Here is a 24,406-nt window from a genome sequence, read left to right on the forward strand (position 1 = left end):
CGCTTCGTCGGAATGTGGTCCACGTCATCGACGCTCAGGTAGATTGATCCCCGTCGTACTCGTGACCCGCTCCGGCTCACCCCCACCGACGATGGTGGAAGGTCCGGAGGGGAGTGCGAACACTTCACCACCTGATCCGGGGCGCAACCGGCGCGCCGGGTCGAACCCATCAATGTCGATGAGGAGCAGGAGACACACTCATGAAGCCACGTAGCCTTGCAGTCAGTGCAATCGTTTTCACGGCTGCTCTCAGCCTCGGGCTCACCGCCTGCGCCGGCGGCGGAGACGCCACCCAGTCAGCGGCCAGTGGCACCGCCAGCGGCGCTTCGGCGGCCGGCGGCGACTACACCATCGCGGTCGTGCCCAAGGACGCCACCAACCCGTGGTTCGTCCGCATGGAGGTCGGCGTCAAGAAGTACGCCGAAGAAACCGGCATGAACGTCTACCAGAAGGGGCCCGCCGAGACCGACGCCACCATGCAGGCGCAGGTCATCCAGGACCTCATTGCCCAGGGTGTCGACGCCATCTGCGTGGTCCCCGTCGACCCGGGCGCCATCGAGCCCGTCCTCAAGGAGGCCATGGACGCCGGCATCGTCGTCATCACCCACGAGGGCGCCTCACAGGAGAACACCCAGTACGACATCGAAGCCTTCAACAACGCCGCATACGGCGCATTCATCATGGACAACCTGGCCGAAGCCATGGGTGAGGAAGGCGTCTACACCACCATGGTGGGCCACGTGACCAACGCCTCCCACAACGAATGGGCGGACGGCGGCGTCGAGCACGCCAAGAAGGCCTACCCGAAGATGAAGCTGCTCGAGGCCGAACCCCGGGTCGAATCCCAGGACAATGGCGAGACCGCCTACCAGGTGGCCAAGGAGCTGCTGAAGAAGTACCCGGAGGTCAAGGGCATCATGGGCACCTCCTCCTTCGACGCCCCCGGCGTTGCCCGCGCCATCGAGGAACTGGGCCTCAAGGGCAAGGTCTTCACCGCAGGCACCGGCATGCCCGACGCCAACAAGGAGATTCTCCAGAAGGACCTGGTCCACGCCCTGACCCTGTGGGATCCGGCCGACGCGGGCTACGCGATGGCCTCGCTGGCCACCAAGGTCCTCAAGGGTGAGGAGATCCAGGACGGCGTCGACCTGGGCGTCAAGGGCTACGAGAGCATGAAGTTCGCCGAAGGCTCCACCAAGGTCCTCGAAGGCAACGGTTGGATCACCATCACCAAGGACAACGTCGCCGACCTCGGCTTCTGAGACTCCTCCGCACCCCATCCGGAACCGACGCGCGGTCCCGTCCTCGTCAAAAGGGGACGAGGGCGGGGCCGCACCTGCCGGACCACAGACCCCAAGAGCGAGAAGGAACTCCTCCCATGGTCACCCCATTCCTCACCGTCTCCCACGTCTCCAAATCCTTCAAGGGCGTCCACGCCCTGCAGGACATCAACCTGGAGATCAACCCGGGGGAGATCCACTGCCTGGCCGGCGAGAACGGTTCGGGCAAGTCCACACTCATCAAGGTCGTCTCCGGCGTGTACGAGGCCGACGAGGGCGAGATCGTCATCGACGGGCGCAGCTGGTCCAAACTCACCCCGCTGGAGGCCATCGCCGCAGGAGTTCAGGTCATCTACCAGGACTTCGCCGTCTTCCCCAACCTGTCCGTCATGGAGAACCTGGCGCTGACCACCGAAGTGGCCGCAGGGCGCAAACTCGTCAACTGGAAGCGCTTCCGCGCCATCGCCACAGAGGCCGCCGGCAAGATCGGCTTCGAGGTCGACCTCGACGCGAAAGTCGGGGACCTGTCGGTCGCCGACAAGCAACTGGTGGCCATTTGCCGGGCCCTGATGAGCGACGCCAAACTCATCATCATGGACGAGCCCACCACCGCCCTGACGAAGAAAGAGGTGGCCAAGCTCTTCGAGATCATCCTCGACCTGCAAAAACGCGGCATCGCCATCCTCTTCGTCTCCCACAAGCTGGAAGAAGTCTTCGAGATCTCCGAACGCTTCACCATCATCCGCTCCGGCAAGAAGGTCATCACCTGCCCCAGCGCCGAACTGGACCGCAAGAGCTTCGCAAAGCACATGACGGGCCGCGACTTCACCGACGAACGCTTCGAAGTCGGTGAACTTTCCGAGCGCCCCGCCCTCCAGGTCGAGGACTTGACGATGCAGGGCGCATTCGAGGACGTGAGCTTCTCGATCCGCGGAGGTGAAATCCTGGGAATCACGGGTCTGCTCGGATCGGGACGCACCGAATTGGCGCTCAGCCTGTTCGGGGCGATGAAGGCCGACTCGGGCACGATCATCGTCGACGGCACACCCGTCACCCTCACCACCATCCGGGACGCCATTGCCGCAGGAATCGCCTACGTGCCCGAGGACCGACTGACCGAAGGCCTGTTCCTCGAACGCTCCATCGGCGACAACATCGTCATCTCCGAATTGCACTCCTTCGCCAAGGGACTGGGGGCGCTGGACTTCGCCGCCTTGGAAGCCGAACAACACAAGTGGGTCAAGGACCTGGCCGTGGCCACCCCCGACCCGCACAATGCCGTCAACACCCTCTCGGGCGGCAACCAGCAGAAGGTGGTGCTGGCCAAGTGGCTGGCCACCCGGCCGAAGGTTCTCATCCTCAACGGGCCCACCGTGGGCGTGGACATCGGGTCGAAGTACACGATCAACACGATCCTGCAGAACCTCGCCAAACAAGGCATGGCGGTGGTCGTCATCTCCGACGACATCGCCGAAGTCCTGACCAACTGCAACCGCGTCCTCATCATGCGTGGCGGACGCCTGGACGCCTCCGTCGACCCGGCCACCACCAGCGAGAAGCAGCTGGCGGAAATCATGGCCAGCGACGCAGGTGTGGAAGGAGTTGCCTGACATGAGCACCGCATCCGCGGCCTCGACACCCACCCGGGCCCCCCGAGCCGCTGCCGGCCCCTTGTCCAAGTGGACGGGCAGACTCTGGCGCACCAACGAATTCTGGGTCTTCGTCGTCATCATCGTGCTGGCCCTGGTCATCCAAGTGCGTTCCGGACAGTTCTTCACGGCGAACAACCTGGTGGACATCGCCGGCGCCATGGTGGTGCCCGGCATCTTCGCCGTCGGCGCACACCTGGTCATCGTGTCGGGAGGCATCGACGTGTCCTTCCCGGCACTGGCCTCGCTGGCGGTCTACGCCACCACCCGCGTCCTGGTCGACAGCGGATTCGCAGGACCCGTCATCGTGCCCTTCGCCATCGCCATGTGCCTGGGAGCGCTGCTGGGAGCCTTCAACGGAGTGTTCACCGCGCGACTGACCGTGCCGACCCTGATCATCACCCTGGGCACCGCCAACGTGTTCAGCGGAGTCATGCAAGGCGCGTTGAACTCGGTGCAGATCCCCAACATCCCGCAGTCCATGGCGGCCTTCGGCGCCGCCGAACTCTTCGAGGCCACCAACACGACCTCGGGCCTGCGTTCGGTCCTGCCGATGAGCTTCCTGCTGCTGGTGGCCGTGGTGGCGGGCGCCTGGTTCCTCACCCGCCGGACCATGTTCGGCCGGGGGATCTTCGCCATCGGCGGTGACGAGGCCGCCGCCGAGCGCGCCGGATTCAAGGTCAAGCGCATCCGCTTCTGGCTCTACGTCCTGGTCGGCGTCATCGCCGCCATCGCCGGCATGGTCCGCACCTGTGCCATGGGCCAGATGCACCCGACCAACCTGCTGGGAATGGAGATGATGGTCATCGCGGCCGTCGTCCTGGGAGGCACCGCCATCACCGGCGGCACCGGCTCCCTCACCGGCGTCATGTTGGGCACGGCACTGATCGTCATCGTCCAGAACTCGATGATCCTCACCGGCATCCCCACCTTCTGGCAGGGATTCGCCCTAGGTCTGCTCATCATCGTCGGAACCGGGGTCTCCGCGGTCCAGGTCGCCCGCTCACGCGGACGACGGATCACGGCGGCGTGAGGAAGGCAAGGACACACGATGGAAACCTCAACCTCGAAGTCACCACGCGCAGCCTCGCCCTCGCGGACGCAGGCCCTGCGCTTCTGGGAACGTGACCCGTGGAGTGCGCGACTGGTCGTCGTCATGATCGCGCTGCTCATCTTCTTCGCGGCCGTGCGCCCCCAAGCGTTCTTCTCCGGACGCACGTGGACCTCCATGGCCGTCCAGTTCCCCGAATTCGGGCTGATGGCGCTGGGCGTCATGGTCACGATGTTCACCGCCGGCATCGACCTGTCGGTCGTCGCCATCGCCAATGTCACCGCCATCTGCACGGCGCTGACACTGCGGGCGGTGCTCACGCCGGAAGTCTCGGCGACGAACTCGCTGATGGCGGTTGCGATCGCGCTGGGCACGGCCCTGGTCGTCGGAATCGTCTGCGGGGCGATCAACGGCCTGCTCATCGCCAAACTCAAGATTCCGGCCATCCTGGCCACACTGGGCACGCTGGAACTCTTCGGTGGAATTGCGATCGTCCTGACCGGAGGCAAACCCGTCTCCGGTGTACCGAAAGCCTACGGGGCGGTCTTCGCCGCCAAGATCGGCGGCGTGGTGCCCATGGCGCTCATCGTCTTCATCCTGTGTGCGCTGGTCGCAGGTGCCCTGCTGGCCCTGACCAGTTTCGGCAAGGAGATCCTCATGCTCGGCACCAATGAGACGGCCGCGCGATTCTCAGGCATGAAGATTTCCTCGCTGCTGGTGCGCACCTACGTCATGTCGGGTGTGCTCGCGGCAATGGCCGGCTTGGTCATGCTGGCCAACTACAACTCCGCCAAGGCGGACTACGGCGCCACCTACACGCTGCTCACGGTGCTCATCGTGGTGCTCGGCGGCGTCAACCCGAATGGAGGAAAGGGGCGTCTGCTCGGCGTCCTGTTGTCGATCCTCATGCTGCAGGTCCTGTCCAGTGGCCTGAACATGTTCTCCGGCATCTCCAACTTCTACCGGCCGCTGATCTGGGGAGCAGTCCTGCTCTTCGTCATCACGGTCAACGAGATGAACATCCGCAATCCCCTGGAACGTTTCCTGCCCGGAAGGAACAAGTCATGAAGACCATCAGGTCAAAGCACGTCGTCGTCGGCGCAGACTTCGCCGGATTCCCCCTGAAGGAGGCCGTGAAGGCCCACTTGGAGGAGCGGGGCTGGCACGTCACCGACCTGACCCCGGACATCGACACCGCTCCCATGTACCACCGGGTCGGCTTCGCCCTGGGCGCCAAGATCGCCGAGGGCGAGTTCGAGAGGGCCTTGGCATTTTGCGGCACGGGCATGGGGATCCACATCGCCGCCTCCAAGGTGCCGCACGTGCACGCCGCCGTGGCCGAGTCCTTGCCGGCGGCGCGGCGAGCGGCTGCCGCAAACAATGCGAACCTGCTGGCCATGGGCGCGTTCTGGACGGCGCCGCCTGCGGCAATGGCCATGGCCGACGCCTTCCTGGAGTCGACCCTGGGCAGCGGCTACGAGGACTGGGAAGGCTTCCACGAGTACCACCGCATCGGCTTCGACGAGTGCGAGCACTTCGACTACGAGGCCTACAAGGCCAACGGCTTCGAGGTGCCCAACCCGCAGTCCGCGGTGCTGGCCCCCCAGCCGGTGGGGTTGGCGTACTGAGCCGGCGCGTCTGACCCGTTGACGAGGGCGGGCGCCGGTCAAGCGCCTCGTGGAAGTCTCACAGGCGCGCCGGTTCCCGCCCTCCTCCTCGTCCCTGAAACCGGTCCCACAGGAACGGACACCACGGCAGGACCCGCTCCGACCCCATGGGGGCGCCCTCGGGAACCTGTGGCACCGTCCGGTCCTTCTTCGCCGGTGCCGCACTCTCGAATGGCGCTGCATGCACAGCGGTGTGCCCGAACGGTCACTTGCAGGGCGGCGGCGAATCAAGGCGGCGCACAGCCGCCAACATCTCCCATGACGGAAGGTGTGGAGTGAAAGGCGGTAGGTAGCCGAGGTCGCGCACGTAGTGCAGGACCAGGTTCGGTGCCACCCACGGTTGGCCCTCGTCATCGACCACCAACAGGCCGGCGTCCCCCAGTCGAAGAGTGCCGTTCGTGCTCCGATAGATCAGGGGCATCGGCTTTCCGGGCGCGAAATCGCTGGTGTAGTAGCAGCGGATGCCCCACACGCGTTCACGGGCGGCCTCCTCAAGAGTTTCCAGGAGGCCTGCGGGTACTTTGCCCGTGGGGAAGGTGTGCTCGGCACTGAGCCAACCGAAGGCGCGAATGCACGTGAATGTCACCTCGGGCTCTCGCCCTCGTCCTCGAATCCGGTCCCACAAGGACGGGCGCCATGGCAGAGGCTCGCCCAACTCCATGGGGGTTCCGTCAGGAATGTGTGGCATTGTGTCTCCCTTCGGGCATGTCCTTCTTGAAGGGTGAAGTTGTTTGACGAGGCGATCATGGTTGGTGGATCGAAGGGTCGACATGTGATCTGCAAGCGGCCCAGTCGTGGTTTCCGGGAGCATTGCTGACAAGAGTGGACAATCGAGTGTCCGATGCGACGGTCAGTGGATTTCCCTTGATGTTCAGGTTCGGATCCGGCGACAAAATGTAATCGGGAACAGTTTCCCCAAGGCCGTGACTCTCCATTGAACCAAGCCCACGCGTGATCCGTGCAGGGCATCCACCCGCGACTTCGCGCTGCGACACTGCGCTGCCAGATCCGTAGCTGCCGCGAAGTCGAACTTCACATCGTCGGTCGTCCGTGGTTCACCCATGTCCACCCGCCCCCCATGCTTCTCGGAATCGATCGAAGGTGTCGTCTGGGACGACATGCGGTCTTCATGAATGAAGATATTGGGATTTTGTGAACAGCGCCACTGATGACGCTCTGGATCCGGAGTGCAGTTGGCGCGGTGGAGAACGCACGGGCATGAGGACCCAAGCGGTGAACTGGCACGGATCTCTCGTCTTGCACCTGGAAGCAAGGTCGGGCGCGGGGCACGACAGGGCGCGGCTCAGGGCTGCGTGAGCGTCGACTCTCGGACCACCAAGGTCCCCCGCACGCGCGTGTGGCCGGCGTCCAGGTTCCCGCCGAGCAGCGCTTCGACGGCGATCCGCGCGATCTCACCCAAAGGCTGGCGCAGCGTCGTGATCGAGGGGCGCATGAGGGATGCGAATTGGATGTCGTCGAAACCGGTGACCATGACCTCGCGCGGCACGGCGATCCCCTCGCGCCGCAACTGGGTGATCGCGCCGATGGCCAGCAGGTCGTTCAGGCAGACCACCGCATCGGGGCGTCGCCCTCGTCGAAGCATCCCGGCCACCGCCGCAGCCCCGGCCTGGACGGAGAAGGAACATTCCATGCAGTCCTCGTCGGCCAACTCCATTCCCAACTCGGCGGCGCTGGAGCGGGTCGCAGCCACACGCACATCGGAGGAGAGCTCCGTGCCCGTGTTGGCCAGCATGGCGATGCGGCGGGCGCCGCGCTCGCACAGGTGGTCCAAGATCGTGCGCATCCCGTGAGGGTCATCCACACCCACCGTCGGAAGGTCCAGCCCGTGCACCCGTCGGTCGAGCGACACGGTGGGGACCACGGCACTGGTCCGCTCCACGGCGGGCATTGAGTACGTCTGGTGGCACGGCACGACCAACAACCCGTCGACCTGTCCCGACTCGAAGGAACGCAGCTGCTTGTCCTCAGTGGTGACCGAAGTGCGCGAATCGGTGAGCAGCAGGTTCCGCCCGCGGGCAGCCAAGTGGTGCTCGACCTGCTCGACCAGCTCCATGAAGAAGGGGTTCGAGATCGACGGGACCACCATGCCTATGGAGTCGGTGGTCGCCAGGCGCAGCGATCGGGCGATGGGGTTCACTTGGTAGCCCATGCGCCGTGCGACCTTGCGCACGTGGTCGCGGGTGGTGGCCCCGATCAGTTCCGAGCCGCGGCCCAGTGCCCGCGAGGCGGTGGACACGGACACTCCGGCCTCGCGTGCGACATCGACGAGTCTGGGGCGGGACCGCTCGTCGCTGCTCATGCCCCGATGGTAGCCCCGCCGTCGCAGTGGATCTGCGAATTCTCGGAGGACAAGGGCCGGGCTGCGAGCGCCCGGGAGGCCTCCTCGGGGCAGTCCCCGAGAGACCGTCGGGCAAGGCCCCTGTTTTCCCCTGATTCACGCCGGAAACTCTGGAAAGGCGGCCGGATCGAACCTGGCGTCATCGCATGTCTTCCACGCTCAATGACCTGTCGCTGCGCCTCGCCGGCATTGCGGGGCGGCTCCTGATCGCTGCCGTTCTGACACTCATCGCCGCCGGGTCTCCTGCTCTTGTCACATTCATTCCCGGCATCGGGAGCCTGACCAGACTCTCCACCTCGCCTCTGGGCAGCGGCCCGCTGGGCGTGGCGGTCATGAGTGCGGTGACCTGTGTGGTGTGCGCCGTCCCGACGGTCACCGCACTCATCGGCTTGCATCTGCTCATGCGCACAGTGGATCGCGGGAGGCGGGTCGACCTGGGTCTGCGGCCAGACCGTCGCGCCTTGGCCTGGACTGCCGCAATGGTCGCGGTCGCGATTGTCATCCTGTGCCTCACGGCGGGGGTGTTGACTCTCCTGGGCCTGAGCGCCCCGGTGGCAGATCCCATGACGGCACTACCCGAGTCCGCAAGGAACTGGGTGCGGCTCCCTGCAGCGATCTCCATGGCGTTCCTCTTCGCCGCCATCCCGGAGGAGACCATCTGGCGCGGATGGTTCTACTCCTCGGCCGGTTCCACACGAGTGGCCGCAGTCCTCAGTGTCCTGACCTTCACCGTCATGCACCTGATGTCCAGCGGCGGACAACACGGGCTTGCCCAGCGCTTCGTCTACCTCATCGGCACCATCGGTTTTGCGACGGCCGCCATGGCGGTGCGCGAAGTGAGCGGCTCGGTGTGGCCCGCGATCGGTGTGCACGGGGGGATGCTCATGGCGGAGGACCTGCTGGCCCATCTCCTCGGGGTCCCCAGGCAACCGTCCACGTGGGTCACGGTCGGGTTCCTGTGGGCATTGGTCGGTGTGTCAGTCCTGGTGTGGAACAGGTGGCGCCAGAGGGGCAATGGTTCCGAGGCCTCGCAGGCTTGACCGCACAGGCGGGGCGCCGCTTCGATGGCCGACCTCGTCACCCTGCTGCGACGGTCGGGCCGGAGGTGGCCAGAAGGCCCCTCGGGGCGCTGCGCGGGTCAGGCGCTGATGGAACCCGTCCATGCCAGCGGGTCCTTGGAGGTGGTGCCCTGCGGCAGACCGGTACGCGACGCGCTTCAGGTCCAGAGGGGAAGTTCTCTCCAGCCCTCAGGAGCTCCTGTTCGACTCAAAGGAACGATGGGGTTCTGGGGGTAGGTGGCCAGGAGTTCCGGCAAACGATCTGCGGAGGACAGGTCGAGTTGACGGTGCAAGTACTGGATCAGTGTGAACTGTCCGAAGGCCCGATCCATTGTTCCTGCCAGTGGGGTCAGTCGCTTGTCGTTGCTCAACTTGGGCTTGAAGCCGTATACGCGGTTGAACATCCGCGCGTGGTGTGCGGCAAAATTCCTCAGGATGTTCAGTGACCTGAGCCATGAGGCGAGTTGTGGGGAACGCAATTCGCACTGATCGGCAATGCTGTCACGAACTCGATTCGGAGACATTTCGTAGAGATGGGAGAGCATTCCCCAGATCCATGATCTCGACGGCAACCCAGATGGGAATCTCTCCGCCATATTTCCGTTCGTGGTGTCGGACAAAATCCTCTTGTGATTTTCCGACCGCAGCCTTGAACTTTCCCAGCCATGCATCATACTTCGTGCGGCCGTCTCTTCGGCGTTGATTGGCCAAGGCCGCCAAACGATTTGCGTCCAGGTGAATCAGTGGGTGGATGCGCCCCAGTTCGTGTCCCAGCATTGTGCGCACTGCCATTTCGATGCGATCCAGCTCTGTGAACACGCAATGTCGCAGACGCTCGTCGAACTCGTAGAGGGCGACCGCCAACTCAAATGATGCGCCCTCGACGAACTCATCCAGTGCCGAGTCGCTCTCGGGGGAAAATCGACGCATCGGATACCAGTATCCCGACAGGCGGTAGTAGTTGAGTCGGGCAAGAAGGTGCTCGGCGCGAATGTCGTCTTCCATGTGCATCCCACGTGTTCGCAGGAGTTCGACCTGTTCAGAGTAGGTCTTGAACTGCTTTGCGTGTGCCATGCCCGCCTTCGCCCTTCTGCAAAGCAAGGACCGGCCCTGGACTCCCGCACAGGCGGGTAGCGGAACCGGTCATGTCGGAGCCCATGCTACCTCGTCTGGCCCGGAGGGGACAACGGCCCTTGCGATCCAGAGATCCTCACCCGAGGCATCACGCGGCCGTCAAGGTCCTCGGAACGAGCAATCCGGTCGATCGTATCTGTGCGCTGCGCGGGTCAGGCGCTGATGGAACCCGTCCATGCCAGCGGGTCCTGGGCAAGGCCCTGCAGGATACGGTGGGCCGCACCCGTCACCGACAGCCAGGTCGATCCGGGCACGGCCTCGATGTGCGGCGGAATCCACGGAGCCTGCAGGGTGCGCACCCGAATTTCGGCCAAAGTCGCCGGTGCGATCGCCTCGGCAAGCTCGCCGACGGCGCCGCCGAGAAGCACCAAGGGAATGTCGACCAAGTTGATCGCCGTCGACAGAGCTCGACCGAGCGCCGCCCCGGCCTCGTCGATGGCGTCGTGGACCGGCCCGGATTCCCCTTCCGCGGCGAGGGCGGCCAGCAGATCCCGGGTGGTGGCGCCCTGTGGCAGACCGGCGCGCGCAATCAATGCCCGGTGGCCGAGGAAGGCCTCCAGGCACCCGGAGGCGCCGCAGGAGCACACCGGCCCGTGCGGGTCGACACACACGTGGCCGAGCTCGCCCGCCCAGCCATTCGCGCCGACAAGAGGCACATGGTCGACCACGATTCCAGAGCCGATCCCGACCTCGCCGGAGACGTAGATGAAGGAGGCGGGCCCGGATGGAACCCCCGGAGTGGGCTGTGAGACGGCAAATGCGGCCAGATCGGCCTCGTTGGCGACGATGCGCGGGGCCAACTCGCCCAAGGGCTCAAGAAGGGAGCGCAGTGGCAGGTCGCGCCAACCCAGGTTCGGAGCCACGGTGAGGACCTCGGGGGAGACGATGCCCGGCAGGGCCAAGCCCGAGCCGACCAGGAACGAGGTCGAAGTGGCGCCCTCGTCCAGGACCCGGCGGGCGGTGCGTGCCAATGTCGACATGACCTCTCGCGGGTCGGAGCCGGCCAGGTCCTCCTCGACGGTCGCTTCGGCAAGGACGGTGCCGGCCAGGTCGACCAGGCGCGCGTCGATTCCGAAGACGTTGACCTGCATTCCCAGGGCAACTGTCCGGCCCGGCGCTGCGGTCAGGCGCGAAGCCGGGCGGCCGCGGGTGGCCTCGGCAACGGGGGGCAGTTCGGAGAGGATGCCCTTGCTCAACAGTTCGTCGACCAGGCGTGAGACGGTGGTGGGGGTGATGCCGGTCCGGCTCGCGACGCTGGCGCGGGTGGCGGCGTCGCCGGCGGCCAGGACCTCGCGCAGGACAAGGGACAGGTTGGTGGCGCGCAGGCTGGTGGCGCTCACCCCGGAGGTCAGGGGGTTGGCAGACACGTCGGGCGTGCCGAATGCGGGGATCCGTGCACTTCTGCGGGCTGGCATGTCTTGACTATAGCTGGTTCCGCAAGTAAGTTTTGTAGCACAACTAAAGTCTGTGTCGACGGAAGGGACGCGAAGGAGCGCCCCGAGGACCCCGCTCCCGCCGACCAGGGCGCATTCACACGGAGGACACAATGACCCGGACCCCCACCCCCGAGGACAAGTTCAGCTTCGGCCTGTGGACAGTCGGCTGGAACGCCGTCGACCCCTTCGGCACAGGCACCCGCCCCACTCTCGACCCGTGGGAGTACACCGCCAAGCTCGGCGAAATCGGCGCCTGGGGCATCACCTTCCACGACAACGACGTGTGGGACTTCCACGCCGGCGACGCCGAGCGTGAAGCCCGCGTGACGCGCGTCAAGGAAGCCGCGGACGCCGCCGGCCTGGTCATTGAAATGGTCACCACCAACACCTTCACCCACCCCGTCTTCAAGGACGGCGGACTGACCAACAACGACCGTTCCATCCGCCGCTTCGGCCTGCGCAAGATCCTGCGCAACATCGACTTGGCCGCCCAACTGGGCGCCAAGACCTTCGTCATGTGGGGCGGGCGCGAGGGCGCCGAATACGACAGCTCCAAGGACCTCTTCGCCGCCCTCGAACGCTACAAGGAAGGCCTCGACACCGTCGCCGCCTACATCAAGGAACGCGGTTACGACCTGCGCATCGGCCTGGAGCCCAAGCCGAACGAGCCCCGCGGGGACATCTTCCTGCCCAGCGTCGGCCACGCCCTGGCCCTCATCGCCGAGCTCGAGAACGGCGACGTGGTGGGCCTGAACCCCGAGGTCGGACACGAGCAGATGGCCAACCTCAACTACACCCACGCCCTGGCACAGGGCCTGCAGGCCGGCAAACTCTTCCACATCGACCTCAACGGCCAGTCCGGCCTGAAGTACGACCAGGACAAGGTCTTCGGCCATGGCGACCTGTCCAGCGCCTTCTTCACCGTCGACCTGCTGGTCAACGGCTTCCCCAACGGCGGTCCCCGCTACGAAGGTCCCATCCACTTCGACTACAAGCCCAGTCGCACCGAAGGCATGGAAGGCGTGTGGGAGTCCGCCCGCGCCAACATGGAGATGTGGATCATGCTGGCCGAAAAGGCCAAAGCCTTCCGTGCCGACCCGCGCACCCAGGAGCTCATGAAGGCCGCCTCCATCGACCAGCTGGGTCAGTCCACGCTGGCCGAGGGCGAGTCGCTGGCCGACTTCCTGGCCGACCGCTCCGCCTACGAGGACTTCGACGCCGACGCCGCCGGCGAACGCGAATACCACTTCGTCGAGCTGTACCACCACGCCATGAGGCACCTCATCGGCTGAAACCGGCGAAGGCCAGCGGCCTCGGGGAAGGAGTCCCCGGGGCCCTGCCCCGCCCTCGTCCCCGCCCACGCATCGGAGGAGAACCATGAGCCAGCGTCCTCATGTCGCCGGAGTCGACACATCCACCCAGTCCTGCAAGGTCGTCGTGGTCGAACCCGAGACCGGACGCATCATCCGCCAAGGCAAGGCCTCGCACCCCGACGGCACCCAGGTCCACCCCGACGCGTGGTGGGACGCCTTCGAAAAGGCGGTCGAGGCGGCTGGAGGGCTCGACGACGTGGCCGCGCTGTCGGTGGGCGGCCAGCAGCACGGAATGGTGCTGCTCGACGAGGACGGGCAGGTCCTGCGCCCCGCACTGCTGTGGAATGACACTCGCTCGGCCGACGCCGCCGAGGCCCTGGTGGCGGAGGCCGGAGCCGGCGACCGTGAGGCCGGTGCCGCCTGGTGGGCCGACGCCATCGGATCGGTGCCCGTCGCCTCCTTCACGGTCACCAAATTGCGGTGGGTGGCCGACACCGAACCCGAGGTGGTGCCCTGCATCGCCGCCATCTGCCTGCCGCACGACTGGTTGACGTGGCGCATCAAGGGCACCGGGCGTCTTGAAGACCTCACCACTGACCGATCCGACGCCTCGGGCACCGGATACGCAGCGCGCGTCTCCGCCGAGGGCGGCCCCAGCTTCGACTACCGCCGCGACATCTTGGCCACCGCCCTGCGCATCACCCCCGAGCAGGCCGAATCCATCATTCTGCCGAAGATCCTGGGCCCGTGGGATCGTGCCGGAGTGGGCGATCCTGCTCGCGGGTGGGACCGGATCGTCCTGGGGCCGGGCACGGGCGACAATGCCGGCGCCGCGTTGGGTGTGGGGCTGGCCCCCGGTGACGCGCTGCTGTCCCTGGGCACCTCGGGAGTCGTCTCGGCGGTCAGCGCCGCCCCCGTCCAGGATCGCAGTGGCCTGGTCGCCGGTTTCGCCGACGCCTCCGGCAACTGGCTGCCGCTTGCCTGCACGCTCAACGCCTCACGCATTGTCGATGCGATGATGCGGGTGACGGGCTTGGGCTACGACGAATTCGACGAGGCCGCCTTGTCCGTGCCCGACGCCGGTGGCCTGGAGTTGGTTCCCTACTTCGAGGGCGAGCGCACTCCGAACCTGCCCGATGCCACGGGCACGCTGTCCGGCATGACCTTGGCGAACAGCGACCAGGCGCATGTCGCTCGCGCCGGCATCGAGGGTTTGCTGCGTCACATGCGCTACTCACTGGACGCCGTGCGGGCTCTGGGGGCACCGATCGAGCGTGTGCTGGTGGTCGGTGGGGGCGCGAAGTCCACGGCTGTGCGGGCCCTGGCCGCCGAGTTCCTGGATGCGCGCGTGGAGTTCCCGGAGGCGGGGGAGTACGTCGCTTTGGGCGCGGCCCGTCAGGCGGCCCGAGTCCTGGGGTGACCCGCCGAAGCTCTCAGCCCCGAGCCCCGAGCGTGAGATTCGTCCGTCAACCCGTGGGACCGTCCTGGGTTTGGGGGATTGGGTCGCCCCTGCTCGGCCCATCTGCACCGAAGTGGCCCCACGCTCAACCGTTCACCGACCCTTGGTGCCATGAGGCCTCCCCGGGTACTCAGCGACCGAGTTCACCTTGTCACCAGCGGACAACAATCTCGGGTTGCATGACTGCAGGCCTCTTCACGAGAACGACTCCCCACCAAGTCGGCAGACAGCACTTGACGGACGAATCTCACGGGGAAGAGGGGGGAGACGAGGAGGTGGAAGCATCGATGAGGCGCATCTGTTCGGCCCAGTCCCAACCGTGCGACAGGGATTCCGTCTGACTGGCGAGCAGCGAGATGTCCTCATCCGTGGCGCCCACCTCACGCGCACACCGCCACACGTGGGCCAGGGCTCGACGGCGGTTCCACCCGGGCTCGACCGCCAGACGGTGAGCCCCCAAAGCCGTGGCCAAGGAGAGGAAGCCTCGTGGCGCGCCCGTGCGAACGGCCAGTGCGTAGGCGCCGAGGAAACGGTCACCCGGCGCCATCTTCCGCTCCGGATCACGTCCCACACGCTCATTCGTGTCCCGAAGCGCCCTGTTCGAGAAACGTGCCAGCAGGTCGTCACTGTGTTCGAGCAGTGGCAGAGGAGTCACACCGAAGGCGCCGGCCAGTGCCGCCAGGGACTCGGTCATCGTGGCCTGGGTGACGTGGCGGACATCCGGCAGGGCGATCGACTGCCAGATGAACTCCGTCCCGTGCAGGTCCCCGAGGTACGCACACACGCAGTGCCCCAGGTTGTGGACGAAGAGTTTGCGGTCCGTGTACAGCGTGAAGTCGACATCGCTGACCGGTTCCAGGCACTCGACCTGCGGAAGCGGCCCGCGCAAGGCTCGCGCGTCGAAGGGAAGAATCCTGTAGGGCTCGACCCGCACAAGGGTTCTGGAGGGGTCGGCTCCCGAGGTGTGCCCTGTGGTCGACGGGATCATCCGACCGATCGAGGTCTCGGCCAGCCCCACCTGCACATCCAGGCGTTCGTGCAGGTCAGGGGGCGAGTTCTCCTTCAGTAGATCCCGGAAGGCCCCCGCGGCTCCGTGCAGGTTCTCGCACAGGAGCACGTCCAGCGCCGCGCCCCCGGCGTCCCACCGCGCCCGAAGGCCGCTGGCCAGCGCGCCGGCCACATGCGGCAATGCGCGTGCACCGACCGACGTGGTCACAAGGTCGGCCCGGGTGACGAGGGCGTCCACGGCTTCCCGGTCAAGGGCGTGCACGGCGGCGATGCCCTCGACCGTGCGCCGCGAGGTCCCCGCATTCGAGACGGTCTCCAGGAGGTAACTCGCCGCCGAGTTGAGTGTCCGGACCAGGTCGATGTCCACATCGACGAAGACGACCTTCCACCCGGAGGCCTCGAAGAGCTCGCCGACGAAACCGCGTCCCACGTTGCCGGCGCCGAAGGCGGCGAGCAGATGTGTACTCATGCGTGGGCCCCGCCCTCGTCCCCTGAGGGGCGCAAAGGCAGGCCGCCGATGTGCCGTGCGACCACGGTGGAGGCGAACTCCAGGCACTCCTCGGGCGAGGCGCCGCGTGTGAGGGCCACGAGGAAGGCCGCTTTGAAAGTGTCCCCGGCCCCCGTGGTTCCCACACCTGCGGAGCCGCCCGGCGGGATTGGGGCGGCCGGCACGTGCAGGGCGCGCCCGGCCCACGCGGCAAGGTCGATGCCGCACACGTCGGCAAGTCGCGCCAGGGCTGCACGCTCCCCTGTGACCAGGTGGGCCCCGTTCGCACCTGCGGTGATGAGCACGGTCGCGGCACCGGCCCGGACGAAATGCGCGGCGAGGTCGCCCACCGCGTCGCCGTCGGGAACCTCCAGGTGCAGGCAACTGCGCAGGTCGTCCACGCTGGGACAGAACAGGTCGGTCAGTGGTGCCACGCCGACCAGCAGGGCCTCCCAGTCCAAGGCCTGCAGGGCGGAGTTGCGTGCCAAGTAGGCCAGGTCCAGCGAGGTGGCGGCGCCGGCCTCGTGGGCGCGGTGGAAGAGTTCCCGTAGGGGAGCGGCCCCGTCCTCGCACATGGCGGGGCACAGTGTGGGGTAGCCGAAGTGGAGCAGCCCGCCGGGCTCGATGGCCACTTGGCCGCGGAATTCGTCATTGGCGCCCGTGTGGTGCCAGAAGGAACGGTCCACGCCGGGCGGGGCGATCACCAGCGAGTACGAGGTCGCCGCCCGGTCGGTGGTCTCGACGCGAACCCTGCCCGGGTGCTCGGCCTCCAGCAGGCCGATGCACATGGTGCCCAGCGGATCGTTCCCGACCAGGGCGTGCAGCAGGGGTTCTTCTCCGAGGGCGGCCATGGTGCGCGCGCAATTGGCCACGGTTCCACCGGCGCGTGCCTCGACGGGGCCGACCTCGACCAGTTCCCCCGGTCGGGTGGTGACGGCGTCTGCGAGGGCGGGGACGAGGTCGACGCACAGGTGGCCGACGAGCTGGACGGAAACCACGATGTTTCTCCTGTGTCCGCGGACGATTGCCCTCCAGCATAGGTTCGACCGGGAATTTGTGTAAGTACTTGACAAGATGCCTGGCCTGCGCGGAAAGTCGAAGCGGATGCCGCCCTCGTACCGCATGGAACGGCCCGTGTCACCGCGAAGGACGCATCCACCAGTGGGTGACGACGAGGTCGCCCATGACGCACCGGAGGAAAGGTCTGGCCTGACATGAGCCGCTTCAAGTACACCGTGGGACCGTGGAACGTCGCCGAAGGCGTGGACGTCTACGGGCCACCCACCCGCCGAGTCCTGACCATGCACGAGAAGGTCGAACGCTTCGCCGCCATGGGGTTCTCCGCGATCCAGTTCCACGACGACGACGCCGTGCCCGACATCGCCTCCAAATCCGTTGCCCAGATCGAGGACGAGGCCCATGCGCTGCGCGAGTTCCTCGACGGCCTGGGGGTGGGTTGCGAGTTCGTGGCTCCGCGCCTGTGGTTCGACCCCGCCTTCAAGGACGGTGCCTACACGGCGCCGAAGAGGCAGAACTGGGAGAAGGCCATGTGGCGCTCCGAGAGGAGCATCGACATTGCGCGGATCCTCGGGGCGGACTTCATCGTCTTGTGGCTGGCGCGTGAAGGAACCCTGTGCATGGAGTCGAAGAATCCGGTGACGATGATCGAGCAGTTGCGCGAGTCACTGGACCGGATGTTGGCCCACGACGACTCGATCCGCATCGCCGTGGAGCCCAAGCCCAATGAACCGATCGACCGTTCCTACGCGGGCACCGTGGGACATGCGCTGGCCCTGGGTGACCTCACGCAGGACCCGAGCCGATGCGGCGTCCTGGTCGAGTCCGCCCACTCCGTCCTGGCGGGGCTGGATCCCACCCACGACATGGCCTTCGCGCTGGCGGCCGGCAAACTCTTCTCCGTGCACCTCAACGACCAGAACGGCATGAAGTTCGACCAGGACAAGATCTTCGGATCGGAGTCCCTGCGCTCGACCTTCAACCAGGTGAAGTTGCTGGTCGACAATGGTTACGGCCAGAGGGGGGAGTTCATCGGCCTGGACGTCAAGGCGATGCGCTCCAGCGGGGACGAGTTCGGCTTCAAGCACCTGGAGAACTCGCTGCGCGTCGTGCAGTTGATGGAGGACAAGGTCGACCGCTTCGACCAGAGCGTGGTCGACGCCTTCGTCGCCGAGGAGGACTACGAAGGGCTGGAGATGTACGTCCTGGAACTGCTTCTGGGTTCGTGAATCCAAACCCTTTTATTTCTCAGCATCACTTATTACGATGTCGTCAACCGGCCCGACGTGGGCCGCGTCGCCTCACCGTTGATCCGGTGTCCTGACCTGCGAAGACGCAAGCCAGGACACCGGGTCGACCTCGGGAAGCGCATCCCTCCTCCCCTCGACGAAGCCAGGAGAATCCAAGATGAACACACGCACATTCGTCGTGGCCCTGTCCACGGCCGCCCTCGCCGTCGGATCATTGGCCGCCTGCTCGGCCGAACGCGGATCCACCGGGAGCACCCCCGCAAGTGGCACCCAGAGCGGCAACTCCGCCCCCGCCGACGCCGAGGACACGATGGTCGGCATCGCCATGCCCACCAAGGCCCTGGAGCGGTGGAACCGCGACGGGGCGCACCTGGTGGAGGTCCTGGAGGAGAAGGGCTACAAGACGTCGCTGCAGTACGCCGACAACAAGGTCGACCAGCAGACCTCCCAGATCGAGAACATGATCACCGAGGGCGCCGACGTCCTTGTCGTCGCCTCCATCGACGGCACCGCACTGGGCCCGGTCCTGGACAAGGCAAAGGCCCAGGGCATCCCCGTCATCGCCTACGACCGCCTCATCAACAAGACCGAGTCGGTCGACTACTACGTCACCTTCGACAACTACAAAGTCGGCCAGCTCCAGGGTGAATACATCAAGAGCCAACTGGCCAACCTCAAGGCGCCGATCCACCTCGAACCCTTCGCCGGCTCCCCGGACGACAACAACGCGAAGTTCTTCTTCTCCGGCGCCTGGGACATCCTGCTGCCGCTGGTCAAGGACGGCACCTTGCAGGTGCGTTCGGGCAAATCCCCCAAGAGCAACGAGGAATGGCAGTCCATCGGCATCCTCGGATGGGGATCGGATGACGCCCAGGCCGAGATGGAGAACCGACTGAACTCCTTCTACACCGACGGTGAGAAGGTCGACGTCATCCTCTCCCCCAACGACTCCTTGGCCCTGGGCATCGCCCAGGCGCTCGAAGGCGCCGGTTACAAGCCCGGCCCGGACTACCCGCTGCTGACCGGACAGGACGCTGACATCGCCAACATCAAGAACCTGCTGGCCGGAAAGCAGTCCATGGACGTCCTGAAGAACACCGACCGCTTGGCGGAGCAGACCGCCAAGATGGTCGAGCAGATCGTCAAGGGCGAAGAGGTCGAGATCAACGACACCAAGACCTACGACAACGAGGTCAAGGTCGTCCCGACCTTCCTGCTGACCCCCGAGACCGTCACCAAGGACACGGTCCAGAAGGTCCTCGTCGACTCCGGCTTCTACAAGGCCTCCGACCTCGGACTCTGACACCGCACCCGAGGCGGACCACCGCGCCACCGGGGGCGCCCTCCTCACCCACGAGGACGCCCCCGGCAGCCGGCCCGCCCGAACCCGAAAGGGGGACACATGGCACACCCGGGTCCCGGCGGGGTCATCCTGGAGATGGACGACATCACCAAGACCTTCCCCGGCGTGGTCGCACTGTCAGGGGTGACCTTCGACGTGCGCGAGAACGAGATCCACGCCATCTGCGGCGAGAACGGCGCCGGAAAATCAACCCTGATGAAGGTCCTGTCCGGCGTGCACCCGCACGGCTCCTACACCGGGCGGATCCTTCTGGACGGCAGGGAGGCCACCTACCGCTCCGTCAAGGACTCGGAGAAGGACGGCATCGTCGTCATCCAGCAGGAGCTGGCACTGAGCCCGTACCTGTCCATCGCCGAGAACATCTTTCTGGGCAACGAAAGGGCCAGGCGCGGAGTCATCAACTGGGACGCCACCAACGCCCAAGCCCAAGAACTCATGCGCACAGTGGGTCTGGACGAACGCCCCGACACGATCGTCTCCAACATCGGCGTGGGCAAACAGCAGTTGGTCGAGATCGCCAAGGCCCTGGGCAAGAACGTCCGGGTCCTCATCCTGGACGAACCCACCGCCGCCCTCAACGACGACGACTCCGAGAAGCTGCTCGATCTCATCAGAGGCCTCAAGGAGCGGGGGATCTCCTGTGTGATCATCAGCCACAAGCTGGCCGAGATCCGCGCCATCGCCGACAGGGTCACCGTCATCCGCGACGGACGCACCATCACCACCCACGACATGCGCGGCGAGGTCGAGGTCACCGAAGACCTGCTCATCCGTGGCATGGTCGGACGGACGATGGACAATCGCTTCCCCGACCACGAGTCGCATCCGGGTCAAGAGGTCATGCGCGTCGAGAACTGGTCCGTGACCAGCCCCATCACCGGCAGGCGCGCCCTGCACGAGGTGAGTTTCGACGTCAAGGCCGGCGAGATCGTCGGCATCGCCGGGCTCATGGGGGCCGGGCGCACCGAGTTGGCGATGAGCATCTTCGGTCGGTCGTGGGGGACGGTGGAGTCGGGCAGGCTGTTCCTGCACGGCAAGGAAGTCCAGGTCCACTCCGTCAAACAGGCGATCCGCGCGGGCATCGCCTACGCCTCCGAGGACCGCAAACGCTACGGCCTGAACCTCATCGCCCCGATCAAACACAACATGACGGTGGCCTCCATGCCGCGTGTGACGAGGGCGGGGGTCATCTCGGACATCACCGAGTACGAGTTGGCGGAGGACCAGTGCGCCAAGATGCGCACGAAGGCCGAGTCGGTCGACGTCAGGGTCGGCACCCTGTCGGGCGGCAACCAACAGAAGGTCGTCCTGTCCAAGTGGCTGCTCACCGAACCCGACGTCCTCATCCTGGACGAGCCGACCCGAGGCATCGACGTGGGTGCGAAGTACGAGATCTACACGCACATCAATGCCCTGGCCGACTCCGGCAAAGCGGTCGTGGTCATCTCCTCCGAACTGGTCGAACTCATCGGCCTGTGCGACCGCATCTACACCCTGAGCTTCGGACGGATCACGGGTGAGATCCCCCGCGCCGAGGCCACCCAGGAAGTCCTCATGTCCCACATGACGCAAGTGAAGTGAAGGGAAGTCCTTCAGTGAGTACGCACAACTCCTCGGCAAGCGAAACGGCGCCGAAGAAGGCGCCCTCGTGGTTGTCCAAAGTCGACCTGGGTCAGTACGGCATCATGCTGGCACTGGTTGCCGTCGTCGTCTTCTTCCAGGTGGTGACAGGGGGCCGCCTGCTGCGCCCCGACAATGTCGCCTCCCTGATCCAGCAGAACGCCTACGTCATCATCATGGCGATCGGCATGCTCATGATCATCATCGCCGGACACATCGACTTGTCGGTGGGTTCCCTGATCGCCTTCATCGGCGGATTCCTGGGCACGGCCATGGCCCACTGGGACATGCCATGGGGTGTGGCCGTGCTGTTGGCGCTGGTCATCGGTGTGCTGGTCGGCGCCTGGCAGGGATTCTGGGTGGCATTCGTCGGGATTCCGGGCTTCATCGTCACCTTGGGCGGGATGCTCCTTTTCCGCGGCCTGGCCATTGTCATGGTTCCGCAGACCATCGCCCCGCTGCCCAAGGGATTCGTGTCCATCGCCAACAGCGGTGTCCTGGGGTGGCTGGGATATGCCGGTGTCCATGACGTGTTCACCCTGGTCCTGGGGGCGGTTCTGGCCGCTGTGTTCGTCCTGGCGGGGCTGCGGCGGCGTCGTTCGTTGGTGGCCCACGGCCTTCGGGTCGAGCCCCTGTGGTTGGCGTTGACCAAGATGGCGGTGGTGAGTGTTTTCATCATCGTCTTCGCCATCATCTTGTCGGCCTCGGCGATCGGCCTGCCCTACGTGCTCATCATCTGCGGCGTTCTGGTCATGGCCTACACCTTCGTGCTGGATCGGACGACCTTCGGACGCTACGTCTACGCGGTGGGCGGCAACCGTGAGGCCGCGCGACTGTCCGGCATCAGCGTGCGCAGCGTGAACTTCTGGATGTTCGTCAACATGGGGTTGCTCTCCGCCGTGGGCGCCATCGTCACGACTTCACGTGCCGGCGCGGCCGTGTCGGCCGCCGGCCAGAACTACGAGCTGGACATCATTGCCGCCTGCTTCATCGGCGGCGCCGCCGTGTGGGGCGGCATCGGACGGATCTCGGGGACCATCGTCGGCGCACTGTTCATGGGTGTGCTCAACATGGGCCTGTCGATCATGACGGTCGATGCCGCGTGGCAACAGGCCATCAAGGGCCTGGTCCTGCTGGTGGCGGTGGCCTTCGACCAGGTGAACAAGGCCAGGGCCACCTCGTCCCATTGACGAGGCCGAGGCGCTGCCCCCTCGGCGGCCGGAAAGGCCCTGCCCACTAGACTGGCTGCGTGCATTGCCTACCAGGAGTGGGCTTGCGCGCGGTGAGGAGAGAACACATGCTCGACGGCCTTCAGGACTACTCGCGGCTCAATGTCGCTTCAATGCGCAAAGGCTTGACCGAGCAGGTCCAAGAGGCCCTCATCGACATGCTTCTCGAAGGGTTGATCCCCGACGATGCTCCCATCCGTATCGATGCACTGGCAGAAGCTCTCAATGTCTCCTCCACACCGGTGCGTGAGTCCTTGGCTCGCCTCGAAGGTCTCGGGCTGGTCGTGCGGGAGAACTACCGGGGATACCGCACAGCACCCAAGCTCACGAAGACCGAGCTGGCCGACCTCATGAGCGTGCGACGCCTTCTCGAACCCGAGGCCGCCCACTTGGCGTGCGAGCGCCGCACCGAGGAGTTGCTCGGCGAGCTTGAGGGGGCCGTGAAGGAACAGCGGGCGTCCCTGACCCTTGAGGGCACTGCGGAGACCCGTGCGTTCATGCGCGCCGACCAGAAGTTCCATCGCGTCATCCACGCCGGCTCGGGCAACCGCTTCCTGGCCTCGACCGCTGACGTCCTGGGTGGCAATGTGCAGCGCTGGCGCCACTTCAAGGACCGGATCGTCACCGATGCCGCGGATTCCTTGGCCGAACACGAGGCGATCCTGCGCTGTTTCGTCGACGGGGACCCGCAGGGTGCCCGCCAGGCGATGTGCGACCACATCGACCAGCTGTTGGTCCGGATGGAGGACGAGGACGAGTGACCCTGTCCGTCGGCGGGCAGGTGTCGCTTCGGGTCACAGTGGTGCACGAGGGCCGGACCTGCCCACCCGCCCTCGCGCCCGCCGTTCTGCCGACTAGCGTTGAGCGTGAGCGCAGACAGACATGAGCCGAGGAAGCCCCATGAAATTCGTACTCGCCCCTGATTCCTTCAAGGAGAACATGACCGCCCTGGAAGCGGCCGAAGCCATGCGGCGAGGAGTCACTGACGTGTTCCCCGACGCACAGTGCCTGCTGGTGCCCATGTCCGACGGCGGCGAGGGCTTCATCGATGCCATTGCCACCGCCTGGAACGCCCAGCGCGTGGAAGCCGACTCCGTGGATGCCCTGGGCCGCCCGATCCGCTCCACCTACGCGCTGGCGGAAGGACGAGCCGTCCTGGACGTGGCCTCGTGTGCCGGCATCGAATTGGTGGCCCCCGAGGACCGGTGCGTCGAAGCCTCGACCACCCGCGGCCTCGGCATGCTCATCCGTGACGCCCTTGCTCGCGGGGCGCACTCACTGCTCGTCGGCATCGGCGGTTCGGCGACCAACGACTGCGGCGCGGGAATGCTCGTCGAACTCGGTGTGCACCTGTTTGACGAGGTCGGGGCCCGCGTCGACCCTCTTCCGGGTGAACTCGCCCGCGTGGCACGCATCGACACTTCAGAACTGGACGCCCTTCTGTCCGGTGTCGACATCCGTGTGGCCTGCGACGTCACCAACCCTCTGACCGGAGCGGAGGGCGCCACCGCCGTCTTCGGCCCTCAAAAGGGCGTCACCCCCCAGATGCAGCCCGGCTTCGACGCGGCCCTGGGGCACTTCGCCGCCGTCTGCGGTCGCGAGGGCGAGGCCGACATGCCCGGGTCGGGTGCGGCCGGCGGCCTCGGTTTCGCTCTGCGTGCACTGTGCGGAGCGCGGCTGGTGCCCGGTGTCGAATTGGTCGCCGAGGCCGTGGGCCTGGCGGGAGCCATGGAGGGTGCCGACTGGGCATTCACCGGCGAAGGGTCTGTGGACTCACAGACCATCAAAGGCAAGACTCCGGCCGGTGTCTTCGAGGTCGCGCGCCTTGCGGGGGTGCCGACAATGATCTTCGCCGGGCGCATCAAGGACGGGGCCGAAGTGCTCCTGGAGCACGGGGTGGTGCGGATCGTCAAGGTGGGTGACCCGGCCGAGCCTTTGGCCCGGGCACTGCGCAACGGTCAGAAGAACCTGCGTGCCGCCGTGGCAGGGGCATTGCGGGAACTCTGAGAGCGTGACCCGGCCCGGA

General features: G+C 66.0%; 21 protein-coding genes and 1 pseudogene. 14 read left to right on the forward strand and 8 right to left on the reverse strand.

From position 1 onward, the window contains the following. Positions 1-200 precede the first annotated feature (200 nt). From I6B53_RS00410 to I6B53_RS00430, 5 genes are all read left to right on the forward strand, one after another. Positions 201-1,262 (forward strand): autoinducer 2 ABC transporter substrate-binding protein, encoded by a 1,062-nt coding sequence (locus I6B53_RS00410; protein ID WP_216764316.1) that lies wholly within the window; start codon positions 201-203, stop codon positions 1,260-1,262. Between the two features lie 116 nt (positions 1,263-1,378). Continuing rightward, entirely contained in the window at positions 1,379-2,890 is a 1,512-nt protein-coding gene (locus I6B53_RS00415; protein ID WP_216764317.1) for a sugar ABC transporter ATP-binding protein, read from the forward strand. A 1-nt stretch (position 2,891) separates the two neighbouring features. Beyond that, positions 2,892-3,962, forward strand: a complete 1,071-nt coding sequence (locus I6B53_RS00420) for an ABC transporter permease (RefSeq protein WP_216764318.1) — start codon at positions 2,892-2,894, stop codon at positions 3,960-3,962. A gap of 18 nt (positions 3,963-3,980) precedes the next feature. Further along, positions 3,981-5,048 (forward strand): ABC transporter permease, encoded by a 1,068-nt coding sequence (locus I6B53_RS00425; protein WP_216764319.1) that lies wholly within the window; start codon positions 3,981-3,983, stop codon positions 5,046-5,048. Continuing rightward, positions 5,045-5,608 carry an RpiB/LacA/LacB family sugar-phosphate isomerase gene (locus tag I6B53_RS00430; protein WP_216764320.1) on the forward strand — a complete coding sequence of 188 codons (564 nt, stop codon included), beginning with the start codon at positions 5,045-5,047 and terminating at the stop codon, positions 5,606-5,608. The genes I6B53_RS00425 and I6B53_RS00430 overlap by 4 nt, the downstream gene beginning before the upstream one ends. 244 nt (positions 5,609-5,852) lie before the next feature. On the opposite strand, the gene I6B53_RS00435 is transcribed toward I6B53_RS00430, so the two are convergent. From I6B53_RS00435 to I6B53_RS00440, 3 genes are all read right to left on the reverse strand, one after another. Next, complete coding sequence (locus I6B53_RS00435; RefSeq protein WP_216764321.1) at positions 5,853-6,335, reverse strand: hypothetical protein; 483 nt, start codon at positions 6,333-6,335, stop codon at positions 5,853-5,855. Between the two features lie 55 nt (positions 6,336-6,390). Beyond that, on the reverse strand, positions 6,391-6,642 hold the full coding sequence (locus I6B53_RS11255; protein ID WP_367880384.1) for a putative adhesin: 252 nt from the start codon (positions 6,640-6,642) through the stop codon (positions 6,391-6,393). A gap of 308 nt (positions 6,643-6,950) precedes the next feature. Next, positions 6,951-7,967, reverse strand: coding sequence for a LacI family DNA-binding transcriptional regulator (locus I6B53_RS00440; protein WP_216764322.1), 1,017 nt, complete (start codon positions 7,965-7,967; stop codon positions 6,951-6,953). A 185-nt stretch (positions 7,968-8,152) separates the two neighbouring features. Here I6B53_RS00440 and I6B53_RS00445 point away from each other — a divergent pair, with 185 nt between their 5' ends. Beyond that, on the forward strand, positions 8,153-9,046 hold the full coding sequence (locus I6B53_RS00445) for a CPBP family intramembrane glutamic endopeptidase (RefSeq protein ID WP_216764323.1): 894 nt from the start codon (positions 8,153-8,155) through the stop codon (positions 9,044-9,046). A gap of 176 nt (positions 9,047-9,222) precedes the next feature. Here the strand turns inward: I6B53_RS00445 and I6B53_RS10995 are convergent, their stop codons facing one another. The 3 genes and pseudogenes from I6B53_RS10995 to I6B53_RS00455 form a co-directional block, all read right to left on the reverse strand. Next, entirely contained in the window at positions 9,223-9,468 is a 246-nt protein-coding gene (locus I6B53_RS10995) for a hypothetical protein (protein ID WP_253954048.1), read from the reverse strand. A gap of 51 nt (positions 9,469-9,519) precedes the next feature. Then, positions 9,520-10,138, reverse strand: a pseudogene (locus tag I6B53_RS11005) (Abi family protein); the annotation flags it as partial. A gap of 212 nt (positions 10,139-10,350) precedes the next feature. Continuing rightward, positions 10,351-11,613, reverse strand: coding sequence for an ROK family protein (locus tag I6B53_RS00455; protein WP_216764324.1), 1,263 nt, complete (start codon positions 11,611-11,613; stop codon positions 10,351-10,353). A gap of 131 nt (positions 11,614-11,744) precedes the next feature. On the opposite strand from I6B53_RS00455, the gene xylA reads away from it, so the two are divergent. Both xylA and I6B53_RS00465 read left to right on the forward strand, forming a co-directional pair. After that, complete coding sequence (gene xylA, locus I6B53_RS00460) at positions 11,745-12,926, forward strand: xylose isomerase (RefSeq protein WP_216764325.1); 1,182 nt, start codon at positions 11,745-11,747, stop codon at positions 12,924-12,926. An 85-nt stretch (positions 12,927-13,011) separates the two neighbouring features. Further along, complete coding sequence (locus I6B53_RS00465) at positions 13,012-14,367, forward strand: xylulokinase (RefSeq protein ID WP_216764326.1); 1,356 nt, start codon at positions 13,012-13,014, stop codon at positions 14,365-14,367. Between the two features lie 286 nt (positions 14,368-14,653). On the opposite strand, the gene I6B53_RS00470 is transcribed toward I6B53_RS00465, so the two are convergent. Together I6B53_RS00470 and I6B53_RS00475 are read right to left on the reverse strand one after the other, a co-directional pair. Next, a complete protein-coding gene (locus I6B53_RS00470; RefSeq protein ID WP_216764328.1) occupies positions 14,654-15,883 on the reverse strand; it encodes a mannitol-1-phosphate 5-dehydrogenase in 1,230 nt (409 codons plus the stop codon). Beyond that, entirely contained in the window at positions 15,880-16,899 is a 1,020-nt protein-coding gene (locus I6B53_RS00475) for a carbohydrate kinase family protein (RefSeq protein ID WP_216764329.1), read from the reverse strand. The genes I6B53_RS00470 and I6B53_RS00475 overlap by 4 nt, the downstream gene beginning before the upstream one ends. Before the next feature lie 216 nt (positions 16,900-17,115). On the opposite strand from I6B53_RS00475, the gene I6B53_RS00480 reads away from it, so the two are divergent. The 6 genes from I6B53_RS00480 (at position 17,116) to I6B53_RS00505 (ending at position 24,387) form a co-directional block, all read left to right on the forward strand. Further along, positions 17,116-18,147, forward strand: a complete 1,032-nt coding sequence (locus tag I6B53_RS00480) for a TIM barrel protein (protein ID WP_216764331.1) — start codon at positions 17,116-17,118, stop codon at positions 18,145-18,147. A 178-nt stretch (positions 18,148-18,325) separates the two neighbouring features. Beyond that, the gene (locus tag I6B53_RS00485) at positions 18,326-19,471 is read left to right on the forward strand and encodes a sugar-binding protein (RefSeq protein WP_216764332.1); all 1,146 of its coding nucleotides are present in this window, start codon (positions 18,326-18,328) and stop codon (positions 19,469-19,471) included. Between the two features lie 99 nt (positions 19,472-19,570). Further along, positions 19,571-21,112 (forward strand): sugar ABC transporter ATP-binding protein, encoded by a 1,542-nt coding sequence (locus I6B53_RS00490; protein WP_253953901.1) that lies wholly within the window; start codon positions 19,571-19,573, stop codon positions 21,110-21,112. 14 nt (positions 21,113-21,126) lie between these two features. Beyond that, a complete protein-coding gene (gene mmsB, locus I6B53_RS00495) occupies positions 21,127-22,341 on the forward strand; it encodes a multiple monosaccharide ABC transporter permease (protein WP_216764333.1) in 1,215 nt (404 codons plus the stop codon). 107 nt (positions 22,342-22,448) lie between these two features. Further along, entirely contained in the window at positions 22,449-23,141 is a 693-nt protein-coding gene (locus tag I6B53_RS00500; protein WP_216764334.1) for a GntR family transcriptional regulator, read from the forward strand. 139 nt (positions 23,142-23,280) lie between these two features. Then, on the forward strand, positions 23,281-24,387 hold the full coding sequence (locus I6B53_RS00505) for a glycerate kinase (protein WP_216764335.1): 1,107 nt from the start codon (positions 23,281-23,283) through the stop codon (positions 24,385-24,387). Positions 24,388-24,406: the final 19 nt, after the last annotated feature.

The organism is Schaalia sp. 19OD2882, assembly GCF_018986735.1.
In the GTDB taxonomy this organism is placed as follows: domain Bacteria; phylum Actinomycetota; class Actinomycetes; order Actinomycetales; family Actinomycetaceae; genus Pauljensenia.

Excerpts from the sequence above, each read along its gene's own strand:
- I6B53_RS00410 (WP_216764316.1), top strand. The coding sequence starts at position 201 with ATGAAGCCACGTAGCCTTGCAGTCAGTGCAATCGTTTTCACGGCTGCT.
- I6B53_RS00415 (WP_216764317.1), top strand. The coding sequence starts at position 1,379 with ATGGTCACCCCATTCCTCACCGTCTCCCACGTCTCCAAATCCTTCAAG.
- I6B53_RS00420 (WP_216764318.1), top strand. The coding sequence starts at position 2,892 with ATGAGCACCGCATCCGCGGCCTCGACACCCACCCGGGCCCCCCGAGCC.
- I6B53_RS00425 (WP_216764319.1), top strand. The coding sequence starts at position 3,981 with ATGGAAACCTCAACCTCGAAGTCACCACGCGCAGCCTCGCCCTCGCGG.
- I6B53_RS00430 (WP_216764320.1), top strand. The coding sequence starts at position 5,045 with ATGAAGACCATCAGGTCAAAGCACGTCGTCGTCGGCGCAGACTTCGCC.
- I6B53_RS00435 (WP_216764321.1), bottom strand. The coding sequence starts at position 6,335 with ATGCCACACATTCCTGACGGAACCCCCATGGAGTTGGGCGAGCCTCTG.
- I6B53_RS00440 (WP_216764322.1), bottom strand. The coding sequence starts at position 7,967 with ATGAGCAGCGACGAGCGGTCCCGCCCCAGACTCGTCGATGTCGCACGC.
- I6B53_RS00445 (WP_216764323.1), top strand. The coding sequence starts at position 8,153 with ATGTCTTCCACGCTCAATGACCTGTCGCTGCGCCTCGCCGGCATTGCG.
- I6B53_RS10995 (WP_253954048.1), bottom strand. The coding sequence starts at position 9,468 with ATGTTCAACCGCGTATACGGCTTCAAGCCCAAGTTGAGCAACGACAAG.
- I6B53_RS00455 (WP_216764324.1), bottom strand. The coding sequence starts at position 11,613 with ATGCCAGCCCGCAGAAGTGCACGGATCCCCGCATTCGGCACGCCCGAC.
- xylA (WP_216764325.1), top strand. The coding sequence starts at position 11,745 with ATGACCCGGACCCCCACCCCCGAGGACAAGTTCAGCTTCGGCCTGTGG.
- I6B53_RS00465 (WP_216764326.1), top strand. The coding sequence starts at position 13,012 with ATGAGCCAGCGTCCTCATGTCGCCGGAGTCGACACATCCACCCAGTCC.
- I6B53_RS00470 (WP_216764328.1), bottom strand. The coding sequence starts at position 15,883 with ATGAGTACACATCTGCTCGCCGCCTTCGGCGCCGGCAACGTGGGACGC.
- I6B53_RS00480 (WP_216764331.1), top strand. The coding sequence starts at position 17,116 with ATGAGCCGCTTCAAGTACACCGTGGGACCGTGGAACGTCGCCGAAGGC.
- I6B53_RS00485 (WP_216764332.1), top strand. The coding sequence starts at position 18,326 with ATGAACACACGCACATTCGTCGTGGCCCTGTCCACGGCCGCCCTCGCC.
- I6B53_RS00490 (WP_253953901.1), top strand. The coding sequence starts at position 19,571 with ATGGCACACCCGGGTCCCGGCGGGGTCATCCTGGAGATGGACGACATC.
- I6B53_RS00500 (WP_216764334.1), top strand. The coding sequence starts at position 22,449 with ATGCTCGACGGCCTTCAGGACTACTCGCGGCTCAATGTCGCTTCAATG.
- I6B53_RS00505 (WP_216764335.1), top strand. The coding sequence starts at position 23,281 with ATGAAATTCGTACTCGCCCCTGATTCCTTCAAGGAGAACATGACCGCC.